This is a genomic window from Pantoea sp. GL120224-02 (genome assembly GCF_900215395.1).
Lineage (GTDB): Bacteria > Pseudomonadota > Gammaproteobacteria > Enterobacterales > Enterobacteriaceae > Pantoea > Pantoea communis.
The window spans coordinates 17,556-32,905 of the sequence record NZ_OBEC01000012.1 but is presented as its reverse complement, the minus strand read 5'-3'; the positions used below and the strand labels follow the sequence as shown (position 1 = coordinate 32,905).

General features: G+C 52.2%; 13 protein-coding genes. 11 read left to right on the top strand and 2 right to left on the bottom strand.

Annotated features, from left to right (window positions below; all coding sequences use genetic code 11):
- Nucleotides 1–343: 343 nt before the first annotated feature.
- From CRO33_RS19790 to CRO33_RS19770, 5 genes are all read left to right on the top strand, one after another.
- Nucleotides 344–1,150, top strand: coding sequence for a hypothetical protein (locus tag CRO33_RS19790; RefSeq protein ID WP_097119307.1), 807 nt, complete (start codon nucleotides 344–346; stop codon nucleotides 1,148–1,150).
- Nucleotides 1,151–1,245: 95 nt separating this feature from the next.
- Nucleotides 1,246–2,763, top strand: coding sequence for a lipopolysaccharide biosynthesis protein (locus CRO33_RS19785; protein ID WP_034820480.1), 1,518 nt, complete (start codon nucleotides 1,246–1,248; stop codon nucleotides 2,761–2,763).
- A gap of 2 nt (nucleotides 2,764–2,765) precedes the next feature.
- Nucleotides 2,766–3,767 carry a glycosyltransferase family 2 protein gene (locus CRO33_RS19780; protein WP_255253300.1) on the top strand — a complete coding sequence of 334 codons (1,002 nt, stop codon included), beginning with the start codon at nucleotides 2,766–2,768 and terminating at the stop codon, nucleotides 3,765–3,767.
- A 117-nt stretch (nucleotides 3,768–3,884) separates the two neighbouring features.
- Entirely contained in the window at nucleotides 3,885–4,895 is a 1,011-nt protein-coding gene (pyrD, locus tag CRO33_RS19775; protein WP_034820474.1) for a quinone-dependent dihydroorotate dehydrogenase, read from the top strand.
- 149 nt (nucleotides 4,896–5,044) lie between these two features.
- The gene (locus tag CRO33_RS19770) at nucleotides 5,045–5,587 is read left to right on the top strand and encodes a cell division protein ZapC (protein WP_034820471.1); all 543 of its coding nucleotides are present in this window, start codon (nucleotides 5,045–5,047) and stop codon (nucleotides 5,585–5,587) included.
- 4 nt (nucleotides 5,588–5,591) lie between these two features.
- Here the strand turns inward: CRO33_RS19770 and CRO33_RS19765 are convergent, their stop codons facing one another.
- Entirely contained in the window at nucleotides 5,592–6,701 is a 1,110-nt protein-coding gene (locus CRO33_RS19765; protein WP_058959667.1) for a YcbX family protein, read from the bottom strand.
- A 97-nt stretch (nucleotides 6,702–6,798) separates the two neighbouring features.
- Between CRO33_RS19765 and rlmKL the strand changes: the two genes are divergently transcribed.
- From rlmKL to rmf, 6 genes are all read left to right on the top strand, one after another.
- Nucleotides 6,799–8,916 (top strand): bifunctional 23S rRNA (guanine(2069)-N(7))-methyltransferase RlmK/23S rRNA (guanine(2445)-N(2))-methyltransferase RlmL, encoded by a 2,118-nt coding sequence (rlmKL, locus tag CRO33_RS19760; protein WP_097119305.1) that lies wholly within the window; start codon nucleotides 6,799–6,801, stop codon nucleotides 8,914–8,916.
- Nucleotides 8,917–8,921: 5 nt separating this feature from the next.
- Nucleotides 8,922–10,835, top strand: coding sequence for an ABC transporter ATP-binding protein (locus CRO33_RS19755; RefSeq protein ID WP_097119304.1), 1,914 nt, complete (start codon nucleotides 8,922–8,924; stop codon nucleotides 10,833–10,835).
- Nucleotides 10,836–10,851: 16 nt separating this feature from the next.
- Nucleotides 10,852–12,135, top strand: a complete 1,284-nt coding sequence (gene pqiA / locus CRO33_RS19750) for a membrane integrity-associated transporter subunit PqiA (protein ID WP_034820456.1) — start codon at nucleotides 10,852–10,854, stop codon at nucleotides 12,133–12,135.
- Nucleotides 12,107–13,750, top strand: a complete 1,644-nt coding sequence (gene pqiB / locus CRO33_RS19745; RefSeq protein WP_097119303.1) for an intermembrane transport protein PqiB — start codon at nucleotides 12,107–12,109, stop codon at nucleotides 13,748–13,750. Before pqiA ends, pqiB begins: the two co-directional genes overlap by 29 nt.
- The gene (pqiC, locus tag CRO33_RS19740; RefSeq protein WP_034820450.1) at nucleotides 13,747–14,313 is read left to right on the top strand and encodes a membrane integrity-associated transporter subunit PqiC; all 567 of its coding nucleotides are present in this window, start codon (nucleotides 13,747–13,749) and stop codon (nucleotides 14,311–14,313) included. Before pqiB ends, pqiC begins: the two co-directional genes overlap by 4 nt.
- Before the next feature lie 269 nt (nucleotides 14,314–14,582).
- Nucleotides 14,583–14,750, top strand: coding sequence for a ribosome modulation factor (rmf, locus tag CRO33_RS19735; protein WP_007887362.1), 168 nt, complete (start codon nucleotides 14,583–14,585; stop codon nucleotides 14,748–14,750).
- Nucleotides 14,751–14,816: 66 nt separating this feature from the next.
- Here the strand turns inward: rmf and fabA are convergent, their stop codons facing one another.
- Complete coding sequence (gene fabA, locus CRO33_RS19730) at nucleotides 14,817–15,335, bottom strand: bifunctional 3-hydroxydecanoyl-ACP dehydratase/trans-2-decenoyl-ACP isomerase (RefSeq protein WP_034820448.1); 519 nt, start codon at nucleotides 15,333–15,335, stop codon at nucleotides 14,817–14,819.
- Nucleotides 15,336–15,350 lie beyond the last annotated feature (15 nt).

Here is a 15,350-nt window from a genome sequence, read left to right as displayed (position 1 = left end):
TTTCAGGAGGGGGGGGCACTCTGGTAAATAATGGATTGATTCGTGATTAAGTGTTTCCAAAAGCGTGCAAACATTAAAAACAAGGCATGCCTTACTTCTGTTCTGGCTAAAAATTGTTATCTTTATTCTCGATGCTTTAGCCCTGGTTCAGAAAGTTTTAACAATTATGATTAGGGTGACGTCTGGAAGGCCGATAAAAAATGAATTCTCTGCCCTTAGCCTGTTTATAATCTGTTGAGATTAATTGCGCTAAAAATCTTCATCAGCTTGTCTGTTATTTTTTTTACTTGAGCATTTCATTGGGAAAGGTTCAGGTTTTCATCTTTTATTGGGGATATAAAATATGGAACGCTTTTCTCCGGATCACGATGTGTCTGGCCCAGCGATGAACGCAGGGCAAGAAGATCGACTGATATCAGATTCAACCCTTCGCTGCTATGAGCTCCAATCGGTTATCACCTCTCAACGCTTTAATTTGGTCAATACAGACCCTGACAGGATTGCAGGTTTGAATGAGGATGACTTCTTACTGTTTGCAACCGCTGGCTTTACGCCTGCAGACGCACTGTTGCTGGAGGTCGCTAAATGCAACGATCAGCGTCCTGAGCTAAACTGTTTTATCCAACCTCTGTTCCCTCAGCACACCCTTAAAACGGGATTGCAGTCTTCATTACAACTCTTTCAGCAGTTACAGACCGGGCAGCATTGGTGCCAACATTACCTCGTCATCCTGCGTGTTGCGCTTGTTTACGCCGCAACACCTTTGAATCGCATGCGGGATGTGATGCTTGCTGGGTTGATTAATACGGAGTCCGTCTGGGTACTGGATACCTTAAATAGCGCCAGTGACGAGAAAGAGTGTGCCACGTTAAGCTATCAACAGTTTATGCAAGAGTATGAAAAATTGACCCGAATGACGCATTATCTGCCTGAAAGGAATGCTTATCGGCAAAGTTATTTAAGGGGCGGATTATTGAACCTGATTCAGCAGGACTTAAATCATACAGACAAACTCTCTGATAATGTGCGGCACGCCATTCACTATTTCTCAGAGCAGTTTCCTGCACAGGGTGTCATGGAAAAACTCATGTTGAAACAACCGGACATCTATTTCAATCTGATGAAAGTCAGAAAAACCTCTGTTGTATGAGACCAACGTTGGTTTTAAGAATTAGTCCCGTGTGCGCCGAGCTTTTTTTATGCCACGCTAATTCTCCTTGAGAAAAAACTGACACCAAAACACTTATGTCGATTAAACGTAACGCGATTGCCAACTATGTTGGCCAAATCTATCTGACGCTGTCAGGTATTTTGGTGGTACCACTTTATATTCAACATTTAGGAATGGAAGCCTACGGTCTGGTCGGCTTCTTTTCTATTTTATTGACGTGGTTACAACTGCTGGATGCCGGGGTTTCTACTACCTTGATGCGTGAAGCTGCGCGCTATCGTGCCAATCAAGCCGAATTTGTCTGGTTCCCGGCGCTGTTTGCCACCTTGACGCGATTCTTTCTGATTTCAACGCTGATCCTTGTGGTACTGGGTTGGATTGCCACGCCGTGGATTGCCGCTCATTGGCTAAATGCGCAACATCTGCCAGCCAGGGATGTGGTGATTGCGGTTGGCATTATGGTCATTACCGCGGCCATACGCTGGCGTACCAGCCCGTATCGTAGCGTGATTGTCGGATTTGAACATCAGGTCTGGCTAAATGGCGTTAACCTGATCATCACCACATTGCGTACTTTTGGTGCCGTGGTGGTGATTCAGTTTTTCCCTAACCCTGTGCTGACCTTCTTTATCTGGCAATTGCTGGTATCGATTGCCGAAGCGGCATGCTGTATCTACAAATCCTGCCAACTGGTCCCACGTTCCGCGCGCAAAGAGAAGCGTGATGACCTGAAAGGAGTATTGCGGCCCTTTATTCGTTTTGCGCTCAGCGCGGCCTACTCCAGTGCGGTCTGGACCTTTATTTCACAGATTGACCGACTGGTCCTGTCCAAAACCCTGCCGCTGAGCCAATACGGTTCGTTTACCGTGGTGGCGACCGCGGCTACCGGCATCCTGCTGCTCAGCAGCCCGATCATGCAGGCGATTGTGCCGCGCATGACCGGCATGAAAACCCGTAATGAAGGCGATGCGGAAGCGCTCAAACTCTATCGCTATACTACTCAGGCCGTCGCGATATTTATGGCGCCGCTCAGTATCACCATTGCCTGCTATGCCGGACCGCTGCTTTGGGCCTGGACCCAGAAAACCCAGATTGTTGATGAGATGTCATTTGTGCTCAGTCTTTACGCGCTGGGCAGCGGCATTCAGGCCATCTGTGGCCTGCTGTATCACCTGCAATACATCAACGGCAATCTCAAATTGCATATGCAAGGCTTCAGCGTGTTCGCATTGATTTTGGTACCGCTCAACATCTGGTGCGCGATGCATTTTGGCGCGCTGGGTACCGGATGGTTGTGGCTGGGGCAAAACATCTTCTATTTAGTGGGTTGGGCATGGCTGGTACACCGCCGTTTCGCGCCCGGTCTGCATTTCACCTGGCTCACGCGTGATGTGATGTTGATTTGGGCGGCATCCGCGCTGATGGCCTGGTTAAGCACCTTCTTGCCTATCGACTGGAATCAAAACCGTTGGATCAACCTGCTGTGGTTAGGCCTGATTGGCGCAATCAATCTTGGTGTGTGCTGTTTGCTGCATAGCCTGGTGCTAAAGCGCCTGCGCTTGCCGTTATTCAATGTTGAGGAGAGAGGATGAGAATGTTGACATCTCGCCGCGTGCCGACCGTTTCTGTCATCGTGCCAAACTGGAACTGTGCCCCGTGGCTGCCAGAGGCGATGGGTTCGTTGTTACGTCAATCATCACCGCCCGATGAGATCATTATCATTGATGACGGTTCAAGTGATAGCAGTGTGGCCTGGCTCACCGCTTTCGCTGCTGCGCATCCGCAGATCACTCTGCTGAGCGGTGAACGCGGCGGCGTCAGCGCCGCGCGTATGAAAGGACTCGCCGCAGCCACCGGTGATTTTGTCTATTTCATGGATGCGGATGATTTCGTTTCGACTGAACTGTTTGCTGATTTTCGACGGGTACAGGCCAGGCATCAGGAGATTGATCTGTTCTGTTTTGGCGCGAAGATGTTTCTTGATCTGCCTGTGGCGCAGCGCCAGTATCAACGTATTCATCAACGTCATGTCAGTGGTTTATTGCCCGGGGGCAGGGCAAGTCTGCACATTTTGCTGCAACACCAGTCGGCACATCGCGTGGTGTGGAGCTCGATCATGTCGCGACGTTTAATCGATCAGCTGGCGTTGCAGTTCCTTCCCATTCAGAACCATGAAGATGCGCCCTGGATGTTTGCGCTCTATATGGCCGCGCGTCAAATCTACTGCACCAGCCAAAGCTACTACTACAAGCGCTTCATGCTCAGTTCATTGTCACAGAGCACGCGTGACTTTTCGTGGGTAAAAAATTACTTCATTGCGCGACAAAGCAGCGAGCAGTTTTTACGCGACCAGCAGCAACCCGTTGATGAGTTGTTGTTGGATGATTACTACCAGACGGTGATGAAGGGCTGTCTCGCGCAAATCCGTAAAAATCACATGACCGTGCCCAATGAATGGCAGGCTCCGGTGAATCAAGTGGTAAGTAAGATGCTGCAACAGGATGCGCGCCTGAAGCTGCTGTGGTATTGCCCGTCGATTTACCTCGGATTGCAAAATGTTCGTGAACAAGTCGGGCGCTATTCTGCACGTCGCTGACCGTGATCAATTCTCCCGCTGCTGATTAAATTTACTTTTGCGCCAGAGGCCTTTACCATTCTGGCGCACAAATTTCCGTGCACCCGACTTCTTCGCTTCCGCCATTCAGGAGAGTGCATGTTATATCCTATCGTCCGGCCGGCGCTGTTTAAGCTCGATCCAGAGCGTGCGCACGAACTCACCTTTCAACAATTACGTTTTATCAGCGGAACGCCGCTGGAAGGACTGATTCGCCAGTCGCTGCCGTCACGCCCGGTGACCTGCATGGGATTGACTTTCCCTAACGCGCTGGGGCTTGCTGCAGGCCTCGATAAAAACGCAGAGTGCATTGATGCCTTTGGTGCGATGGGTTTCGGCTTCGTGGAAGTCGGGACGGTGACGCCACGTCCACAGCCTGGCAATGATAAGCCGCGCATGTTCCGTCTGGTGGAAGCGGAAGGGATTATTAATCGCATGGGCTTTAATAATCACGGCGTCGATCACTTAGTCGAGAACGTTAAAAAAGCGCGTTTCAAAGGTGTCCTCGGTATCAATATTGGCAAAAATAAAGATACGCCAGTGGAGCAAGGCAAAGACGATTATTTGATCTGCATGGAAAAGGTGTATGCCCATGCCGGTTATATCGCCATCAATATTTCATCGCCAAACACACCTGGATTACGCACGCTGCAATATGGCGAAGCGCTGGACGATCTGCTTTCGGCGATCAAATTAAAACAAAAAGAGCTGCAGGAACGGCACCTTAAATATGTGCCGGTCGCGGTGAAGATCGCGCCGGATCTTTCTGAAGAAGAATTGATCCAGGTTGCCGACAGTTTGGTGCGCCATGAAATTGACGGTGTCATTGCCACGAATACCACGCTCGATCGTGCTTTAGTTGCTGGACTTAAATATGCCGATGAGATGGGTGGATTAAGTGGCCGTCCGGTACAGTCACGCAGCACTGAAGTGATTCGCCGCTTGTCGCAAGAGCTGCAAGGCCGCTTACCTATTATTGGCGTCGGTGGTATTGATTCACTGGTTTCCGCTCGTGAAAAAATGGCCGCAGGGGCCACATTGGTGCAGATATACTCTGGCTTTATTTATAAAGGCCCAGGTTTAATTAAAGATATCGTGACCCATCTCTAAGACATTTCCCACTTTCCCGCGCCGGGGGGTTTATTTATCCCTTCGGCTCGTTTATATTTTGTCCTGCTGATGTTTTTTTCAGCTTTTCCTTAGAGCTTTATTTTTTCATTGAGCGCCATTTAGCGCAGCGATTAACCACAGGGCACATCATGAAAATCAAACCTGATGATAACTGGCGTTGGTATTTTGACGCAGAACACGATCGTATGATGCTGGATTTGGCCGATGGCATGCTATTTCGTTCGCGCTTCTCGCGTAAAATGCTGACACCGGATGCCTTTAATGTCAGTGGTTTTTGTGTCGATGACGCTGCCCTGTATTTTACGTTTGAAGAGCGTTGCCGACAGAGTGGATTAAAAGGCGATCAGCGCGCTGAATTAGTCTTAAACGCATTAGTGGCGAGTCGTTTTTTAAAACCGCTGATGCCAAAAAGTTGGCATTTCACCAGCCATACCCAGAGCTGGCAACCCGCATCAGGCGATATGGTAGCCGTGACGCTGGCCGATAGCGGCGAACAGGCGCAATTGCTGGTGGTCGAGAGTGGCGAAAATGCGGCGTTGTGTCTGCTGGCGCAAAATACATTATCGGTAGCCGGTAAAGGTATGCAGTTAGGCGATGCCATTAAGATCATGAACGATCGTTTGCGGCCGCATCAGCAGGAACAAAACGCCCACTTTGCGCGGGCGGTTTAAGCGTTTAAGCCAAAACAATATCGCCTGCGGGAATACAGCTACAACTGAGAATCGTTCCGTCTGCGCGCACTGCGCTCTGTTTCAGCGCTTTCACTTCGCCCGATACCAGCGTCACCTTGCAGCTACCACATATCCCGGCACGACACGAGTAGGGAATGCGAAAGCCCTGCATCTCCAGTTGTTCGAGTAGCACTTGCTGGTTGTCGCCGGTAAATTCACTGCCCTGATAGCCAATGATCACTTCTGCCTGTTGGCTGGCAGCCGGTTTGAGGGTTTCCACCACCGCGCCCGCTCCGTAAGCTCGCGGTGTCTGACGAGCCAAAACCGTGAGCTCATCGCCGACGCGGATCACGCCGCTGTTGCGGGCGATCAGATTCAGACCGAAATCGATATCTCCGCTGCCGTCCTGACCGCTGCGGAAACGTTGTAACGTGGCCAGGGGTTCACCTTCGGGATGTTTGCGCCCGCTTTCGGTACCCACGGTGGTGAATACACAGCGGCTGCAGGGCTTGGGCATATCAAAAACAATCTCGCCGATTTTAACTTGCTTCCAGCTGTCTTCATCCCATGCGGCTGCGCCGCTGACCACCAGGTTAGGGCGGAATTGCTCAACGCGAACGCTGGCCGGGCAACGCTGCTGCAGATCCTGCAGTGACGACATATTCACCAGCAGGAAGGGAAAACCATCCGCGAAACTCAGCGATACCTCATCAAATTTTTTCACCCGTCGCGTGGGAGCCACACCGGTCCAGCGCAATTGCACCGGACGCGGAAAGAATTCACTCAGCCAATCATTGATTTCGGCGGGCGCAATATGCGAGGTGAAATGATTCCCCCACACTTCAGTGGGTGACAATTGTGCCGTGAAATCGCTGAAGCGAATTAAGGCCTGGCTGCCATCCGGGGCATTTAAAAATAAGCCATCCGGTAACAGCGCAGGAGTAAAGCGCACCATGTCCGGATACTGTCGCGCAGTAATAAAAGTGCCGTCCAGTTCGGTCACCATGAAGATGCGATCAAACGCCAGACCACTCTCCAGCACCTGTGCATGAGACAGTTGCAAACCGCGCATCGATTTGACCGGATGAATATAGAGGCGAGAAAGCGTAATCATCGAAACTCCAACAGGACAAAAAGAAGCTAACTTTATGACATAGGACTCTGATTCGCTATAATGCGCAACAATTTTAGCAAGAGTAAAAAGTGACGATATGAATTCTCTGTTTGCCAGTACGGCGCGTGGGCTCGAAGAGCTGTTAAAAACTGAGCTGGACGCGCTGGGTGCGCAGGATTTGCAGGTGGTGCAGGGCGGCGTCCACTTCCGTGCCGATGACCGTGTGATGTACCAAAGCCTGCTGTGGAGCCGACTGGCTTCGCGTATTTTGCTGCCGCTGGGAGAATTTGGCGTCTGGAGCGATCTCGACCTGTATGTGGGCGCGCAGAGCATTCCCTGGTCCGAGATGTTCGACAGCAGCACCAGCTTTGCGATTCACTTTAGCGGCACCAATGAGGTGATCCGTAACAGCCAGTTCGGCGCGTTGCGTATTAAAGATGCGATCGTTGACAGCTTTACGCGTCAGAATCTGGAGCGTCCGAGCGTGGACCGTGAACAGCCTGGCATTCGCATTAATGCGTGGCTGAATAAAGATCGTGTCAGCATCGCACTGGATCTGAGTGGCGATGCGCTGCATCAGCGTGGCTATCGTCAGCAAACCGGCCAGGCACCGCTGAAAGAGACGCTGGCGGCCGCGATTGTGATGCGTTCTGGTTGGCAGAGCACCACGCCATTGATCGATCCGATGTGCGGTTCTGGTACTTTACTGCTGGAAGCGGCGCTGATCGCTACCGATCGCGCGCCGGGCTTGCTGCGTACTCATTGGGGTTTCAACCGCTGGAAAAACCATAATCAGGCGGTCTGGCAGGAAGTACTGGCTGAGGCGAAAGAGCGTGCCCGTGTGGGGACGGCGGCCACAACCGCGCGCTTCTTCGGTTACGACAATGACAGCCGCGTGCTGGAATCCGCGCGAGCCAATGCGCGTCGTGCTGGCGTGTTCGAGCTGTTCACTTTTGCCCAGCAGGATGTGATTAAGCTGAAGAACCCGCTGGCGGGCCAGGAGATCACCGGCACCGTGCTGAGCAACCCGCCTTACGGTGAACGTCTGGAAAGCGAACCCGCGTTGATTGCGTTGCACAGCCTGCTGGGACGCATTATGAAACAGCAGTTCGGCGGCTGGAATCTGTCTCTGTTTAGTGCGTCGCCGGAATTGCTGAGCTGTCTGCAGCTGCGCGCCGATCGCCAGTTCAAAGCCAAAAACGGCCCACTGGAATGTGTGCAGAAAAACTATCAGCTGGCCGCAACCAGCGGTGAAGGTAGCGCGCAAATTGCCGAAGACTTTGCCAACCGTCTGCGTAAGAACATCAAGAAGCTGGAAAAGTGGGCGAAGCAATCCAACATTGAATGCTATCGCTTGTATGATGCCGACTTGCCGGAATACAACGTCGCGGTAGACCGCTACGGCGACTGGGTGGTGATTCAGGAATATGCACCACCGAAAACCGTGGATGCCAATAAAGCACGTCAGCGTCTGTTTGATGTGATCAGCGCGACGCTGAGCGTGCTGGAGATTCCGGCCAATCGACTGGTGATGAAAACCCGTGAGCGTCAGAAGGGTAAAAATCAGTATCAGAAGCTGGGAGAAAAGGGCGACTTCTTCGAAGTACAGGAGTTTGACGCGCGTCTGCTGGTGAATCTGACCGATTATCTCGACACCGGTTTGTTCCTGGATCACCGTCTGGCCCGCCAAATGCTGGGCAAAATGAGCGCGGGTAAAGACTTTCTTAACCTGTTTGCCTACACCGGCACCGCCAGCGTGCACGCCGGGTTAGGCGGCGCGAAAACCACCACCACCGTGGATATGTCTCGCACTTATCTGGAGTGGGCCGAGCGCAACCTGCGTCTTAACGGTCTGACCGGACGTCAGCATCGACTGATGCACGCCGATTGTCTGAGCTGGTTGCGTGACAGTGACGAACAATTTGATTTGATCTTCATCGATCCGCCGACTTTCTCGAATTCCAAACGAATGGAAGACGATTTTGACGTGCAGCGTGACCACATGATGCTGATGCAGAATCTGAAACGTCTGCTGCGTCGCGGTGGCACCATTATGTTCTCGAATAACAAGCGCGGTTTCAAAATGGACCTGGACGGTTTAGCCGCTCTGGGCTTACAGGCGCAGGAAATTACCCAAAAAACGTTGTCGCAAGATTTCGCACGCAACCGTCAAATTCACAACTGCTGGCTGGTTAGCCACGCCGGTAAGGAATAAGTTTTATGTCACTGATCAGTATCCATGGCGCTTACCTCTCATTCAGCGATGCGCCGCTGTTGGATAACACCGAACTGCACATCGAAGAGGGCGAACGCGTCTGTCTGGTGGGCCGTAACGGTGCCGGTAAATCCACATTAATGAAAATCATCAATGGCGAACAACCGCTGGATGATGGCCGCATTATTTACGAACAAGATTTAGTGGTGGCGCGCCTGCAACAGGACCCACCGCGCAACATTACCGGTTCAGTCTACGATTTTGTGGCGGAGGGCGTTGCGGAGCAGGCTGAGCATCTGAAAGCTTATCACGCGATTTCTCATCTGGTGATGGAAGATCCGAGCGAGAAAAACCTCAACGAAATGGGTCGACTGCAAACCATTCTGGATCATCAGAATTTGTGGCAGCTCGATAGCCGTATCAATGACGTATTGCAGCAGATTGGTCTGGAAGCTGACACTGAGCTTTCCTCACTCTCCGGTGGCTGGCTGCGTAAAGCCGCGCTGGGCCGTGCGCTGGTGAGCAATCCACGCGTGCTGATGCTTGATGAACCGACTAACCACCTCGATATTGAAACTATCAACTGGCTGGAAACCTTCCTCAAGGCCTTTACCGGCAGCATCGTGTTTATCTCGCACGACCGTTCGTTTATCCGCAATATGGCGACGCGTATTGTCGATCTCGACCGCGGTAAACTGGTTTCCTGGCCGGGCGATTACGATCAATTCCTGCTGGGTAAAGAAGAAGCACTGCGCGTCGAAGAGATGCAGAACGCGGAGTTTGACCGCAAGCTGGCGCAGGAAGAAGTCTGGATTCGCCAGGGCATCAAAGCGCGCCGTACCCGTAATGAAGGCCGCGTGCGCGCATTAAAAGCGCTGCGTCGTGAACGTTCAGAACGCCGTGATGTGATGGGCAAAGCCAACATGCAGGTCGGCGAAGCCGCTCGCTCAGGTAAGATTGTATTTGAGATGGAAAACGTCAATTACAGCGTGGATGGCAAAACGCTGGTGCGCGATTTCTCCACTCAGGTGCAGCGCGGCGATAAGATCGCCCTGATTGGCCCGAACGGCTGTGGTAAAACCACCTTACTGCGTCTGATGCTGGATGAGTTAAAAGCGGACAGTGGTCGCGTACACTGCGGGACTAAGCTGGAGATCGCGTACTTCGACCAGCACCGTGCTGAACTGGATCCGGATCGTACCGTGATGGATAACCTCGCGGAAGGTAAACAGGAAGTGATGGTCAACGGTAAGCCGCGCCATGTGCTGGGCTATCTGCAGGACTTCCTGTTCCATCCGAAGCGTGCGATGACGCCAGTGCGTGCGTTATCCGGTGGTGAGCGTAACCGCCTGCTGTTAGCGCGTTTGTTCCTGAAACCTAGCAACCTGTTGATTCTCGATGAACCGACCAACGACCTTGACGTGGAAACGCTGGAGCTGCTGGAAGAGCTGGTGGATGGTTATCAGGGCACCGTGATGCTGGTGAGCCACGATCGTCAATTCGTCGATAACACCGTGACCGAATGCTGGATCTTTGAAGGCAACGGTGAGATTGGTGCCTTTGTCGGCGGCTATCACGATGCGCAGTTGCAGCGTAGCGCCTATAAGCAAACCAAGTCCGCTACGGTGAAAACCGCATCCGCTGCGCCCAAAGCGGCAGAGAAAAATCAGGAGCCAAAACGTAGCGCGAACAAACTCAGCTATAACCTGACGCGTGAACTGGAACAGCTGCCGCAAAAACTGGAGCAACTGGAAACACGTATCGGCGAACTGCAGGCGAAAATGAGCCATCCGGACTTTTTCAGCCAGCCGCACGACAAAACTCAACCGGTTCTGGATGCGTTAGCGCAGACGGAAAAAGAGCTGGAAGTGGCGTTTGAGCGCTGGGAAGAGTTGGAAGCGCTGAAAAACGGCGCGTAACACAGAGGAAGTCAGTATGTGTGCAACGGATCAGGCGCACCAGTGGATGCTCTGTCCACAGTGTGATTTAACCGTAAAATTGCCTGCCGTGCCGGTGGGCAGTCGCGCGCGCTGCCCACGTTGTCATACCACGCTGACCGCTAACTGGCATGAGCCGCGAAAACGTCCTACCGGGTACGCTTTCGCGGCACTGTTTATGCTGGTGCTGGCGAATCTATTTCCCTTTATCAATATGCATGTGGCCGGGCTGAGCAGCCAAATCTCGCTGCTCGAAATTCCCGCGGTGATGGATCGTGAAGATTACCGCAGCCTGGCGACACTGTTTCTGCTGTTTGTACAGGGGATTCCCGCATTCTGCATGATCACCATTCTGCTGTTGGTGAATCGCGTGCGTATGCCGCACAGTCTGCGCCTTGGGCTGGCGCGTATTTTATTCCAGCTGCGCAGTTGGGGCATGGCCGAGATCTTTATGGCAGGCGTGCTGGTGAGCTTTGTGAAGCTGATGGCCTACGGCGAAATTGGCCTTGGAAGCAGTTTCTGGCCGTGGTGTCTATTCTGTGTATTACAGCTGCGCGCATTTCAGTGTGTGGATCGGCGATGGGTGTGGCAGAGCATGGGTCCACTCCCGGCATTGCCTATGGTGCCGCAAGCCGGAATCAGTGGGTTGAAGCAGGGATTGCGCAGTTGCCCTTGCTGTACCGCTATCTTATCTGTCGGGCAGGCTGAGTGTCCTCGCTGTGGCGTGGTCGCTGCACCGCGACGTAAGCACAGCTTGCAGTGGACGCTGGCACTTTTGATCACCTCGGTGATGCTCTACATTCCCTCAAACATCATGCCGATTATGGTCACCGAAACGCTTGGCTCGCAGTATCCCTCGAACATTATGGCCGGGGTGATTCTGCTGTGGAGCGATGGTTCCTGGCCAGTGGCGCTGGTGATCTTTATCGCCAGTATCATGGTGCCTTCACTCAAGATGCTGGCGATTGCCTGGCTTTGCTGGCACGCCAGTGGTCGCGGTCGACGTGATGATGAGAAAATGCACGTGGTGTATGAGGTGGTGGAATTTGTTGGCCGTTGGTCAATGATTGATGTGTTTGTCATCGCTGTGTTATCCGCGTTGGTGCGGATGGGGCAGCTAATGAGTGTTTACCCTGCGCCAGGCGCGCTATTGTTTGCCATGGTAGTGATTCTTACCATGTTTGCAGCGATGACGTTTGATCCGCGCCTGATTTGGGATCGATTACGGGAAACTGAACGAAAGGAGCCGCGTCTTGACGGACAACCATCACGGGACTGCTAAGGTCGACCAGATTAAACGCTGGTCACCGGTCTGGATCGTACCCATCGTCACGCTATTCATTGGTGGCTGGATCTTATTTTATCATTTCAGCCATCAGGGTCCGGAGGTGACGTTGATCACCGAAAGCGCTGAGGGTATAGAAGCCGGAAAAACCACCATTAAGAGCCGCAGTGTCAATGTTGGCGTAGTGGAAAGTGCAGTATTAACTGACGATCTGCACCATGTGGAGATCAAAGCACGCCTCAATTCTGGGATGGAAAAACTGTTGCATGGCGACAGCGTATTCTGGGTGGTGAAACCGCAAATCGGGCGCGAAGGGATTACCGGTCTCGGCACATTACTCTCGGGTGCCTATATTGAATTGCAGCCAGGTACGAAGGGCGATCAACCGGAGCGCTATCAACTGCTGGATGCGCCACCTCTGGCACCGCCGGATGCCAAAGGCATTCGCATCACACTCGACAGTAAAAAAGCCGGACAGCTTAATGCGGGCGATCCGGTGCTGTTCCGTGGCTATCGCGTGGGTACGGTGGAATCCAGCACCTTTGATACCGATAAACGCATGATGACCTATCAACTGTTCATCGCCGCTCCGTACGATCGTCTGATCACGACCAATGTCCGTTTCTGGAAAGACAGCGGTATCGCCGTCGATATGTCTGCCTCGGGCATGCGGGTGGAAATGGGTTCACTGACGACGCTGTTTAGCGGTGGCGTTAGTTTTGATGTGCCAGATGGCGCGGAGCTGGGGCAAATCGCCGAAAATAAAGCGGAATACCATCTGTTTGACGATCAGCGCAGCATCCAGGATTCGTTATATACCACCCACACCGATTTCCTGCTGTTCTTTACCGATTCGATTCGTGGCTTGCAGGTAGGCGCACCGGTTGAGTTCCGCGGCATTCGTCTGGGTACCGTCTCGCAAGTGCCTTACACCATTCCAGGTGTCAATCAGGCGTTGAATAACGATTATCGTGTTCCGATATTGATTCGTATCGAACCGGATCGCTTTATCAGCCGTCTGGGCGGAGATTTCAATCTTGAGCAGCATCTGCAGGATGGCAAGAAGCGGGGTCTGCGCGCTACGCTGAAAACCGGTAACCTCTTATCGGGTGCGCTGTATATCGATCTGGACTTCTATGACAACGCACCGGCGTATAAAGGTCCAAATGAGATTGCGGGCCTGGAGGTGATTCCGACGGTCAGTGGTGGATTAAGTCAGATTCAGCAGAAGCTCACAGCAGCGCTGGATAAGATCAACGGTCTGCCATTGAACCCGATGATCACCGAAGCGACAGGCACCCTGAAAGAGAGCCAGCGTACGATGCAGCAATTGCAGAAAACCCTGGATAACCTCAATCACATCACTGCCAGCCCGGCGGTGAAAACGCTGCCAGAAGATATGCAGCAGACGCTGCGCGAGTTGAATCGCAGCATGAAAGGCTTGCAGCCGGGTTCACCGGCTTATAACAAACTGGTGGGAGACATGCAGCGACTTGACCAGGTGCTGCGCGAATTGCAGCCGGTGCTGAAAACGCTCAATACCAAGAGCAATGCATTGGTGTTTGAAGCCAAACCGGGCCAGGATCCCCAGCCAAAGAGGGCGAAACAGTGAAAAAAGGGCTGATTATTGGTGCGATGCTGCTCCTGGCAGGTTGTAGCAGCACCATCGAAAACACCTATTATCAACTGCCTGCGGGCAGCAATGTCGCGCGTGTAGACAGCGCATCCAGCGGCAACCAGCCAATGATTTGGGTCGAGCAGGTATCGGTTCCGGATTATATGGCAGGGAATGGTTTGGTGTATCAAACCAGCGATGTAAAGTATGTGATTGCTGCCAATAACTTGTGGGCCAGTCCGCTGGATCAACAACTACAACAGACATTGATCAGTAACCTCAGCAAAGCACTGCCGGGCCGAATTGTTGCCAGTGCTCCGTTAGGTGAGAGCCACGATACTTTGACGGTAAATGTGACCGGTTTCCAGGGTCGCTATGATGGCCAGGTTGTGGTGAGCGGAGAATGGCTCCTGCAACATCAAGGGCGCTTAATCAAACATGGCTTTAATCTGACTCTGCCGCAAAATGAAGATGGCTATGATGCGCTGGTGCGTACTCTGGCTATCGGCTGGCAGCAAACAGCACAACAAATCGCAAAAAGTGTCATTTCGCTAAATTAAGATTTGTTCGATGCTTATGCTAAGTCCCTGATTTGCCGTTGTGTGACGGACATCAAATCAGGGGCTTTTTTTATCGTCTAATCAGCCAGATATACACGGAATTGACAATTATAGATGTCGTTTTAACGTCAAAATGATGACATTGGCGTGAATTTTGCGCATTGATCTTTCTTCTGCCAGGAGTTAGAACATTACTGTGGTTGAACATTATATCGCCACTCTTTCTTTCCACCCAGAATCCACCAGACCTGAAATGAGGGAATCGAGGCATGAAGAGACAGAAAAGAGACCGCCTGGAACGTGCACACTCACGAGGCTATCAAGCGGGTATTACTGGCCGCTCAAAAGAGATATGCCCCTATCAAATGATCGATGCGCGGTCTTACTGGTTGGGAGGTTGGCGTCAAGCCATGGAGGACAGGTCGGCGGTGGCCTAGCACTGTCGGATGTCCATAATTGAAGGAAGAAACCTCCGCTGAATGCGGAGGTTTTCGTTTGGGGAATTAGAAAGCAGAGGTGTCTTTAAACAGACCCACTTTCAAATCTGTCGCGGTGTAAATCAGGTTACCGTCAACGAAGACTTCACCATCAGCCACGCCCATCACCAGCTTGCGGTTGATCACGCGCTTGAAGTGAATTTTATAAGTGACTTTCTTCGCGGTTGGCAGTACCTGACCGGTGAATTTCACTTCGCCCACACCCAGTGCGCGGCCTTTACCTTCAGCGCCTAACCAGCCGAGGTAGAAGCCAACCAACTGCCACATGGCGTCAAGGCCGAGGCAGCCTGGCATGACCGGATCGCCTTTAAAGTGGCAATCGAAGAACCACAGGTCAGGGCGGATATCCAGTTCGGCTTCCACAAAACCTTTGTCAAATTTACCGCCGTCTTCGGTCATCATGACCACGCGGTCCATCATCAACATGTTATCAGAGGGAAGCGGCGGTCCATTTTCGCCAAACAGTTCGCCGCGACCTGAGGCAACCAGGTCTTCTTTGCTATAGGATTCGCGTTTATCTACCATGTTCTCAATATGCCT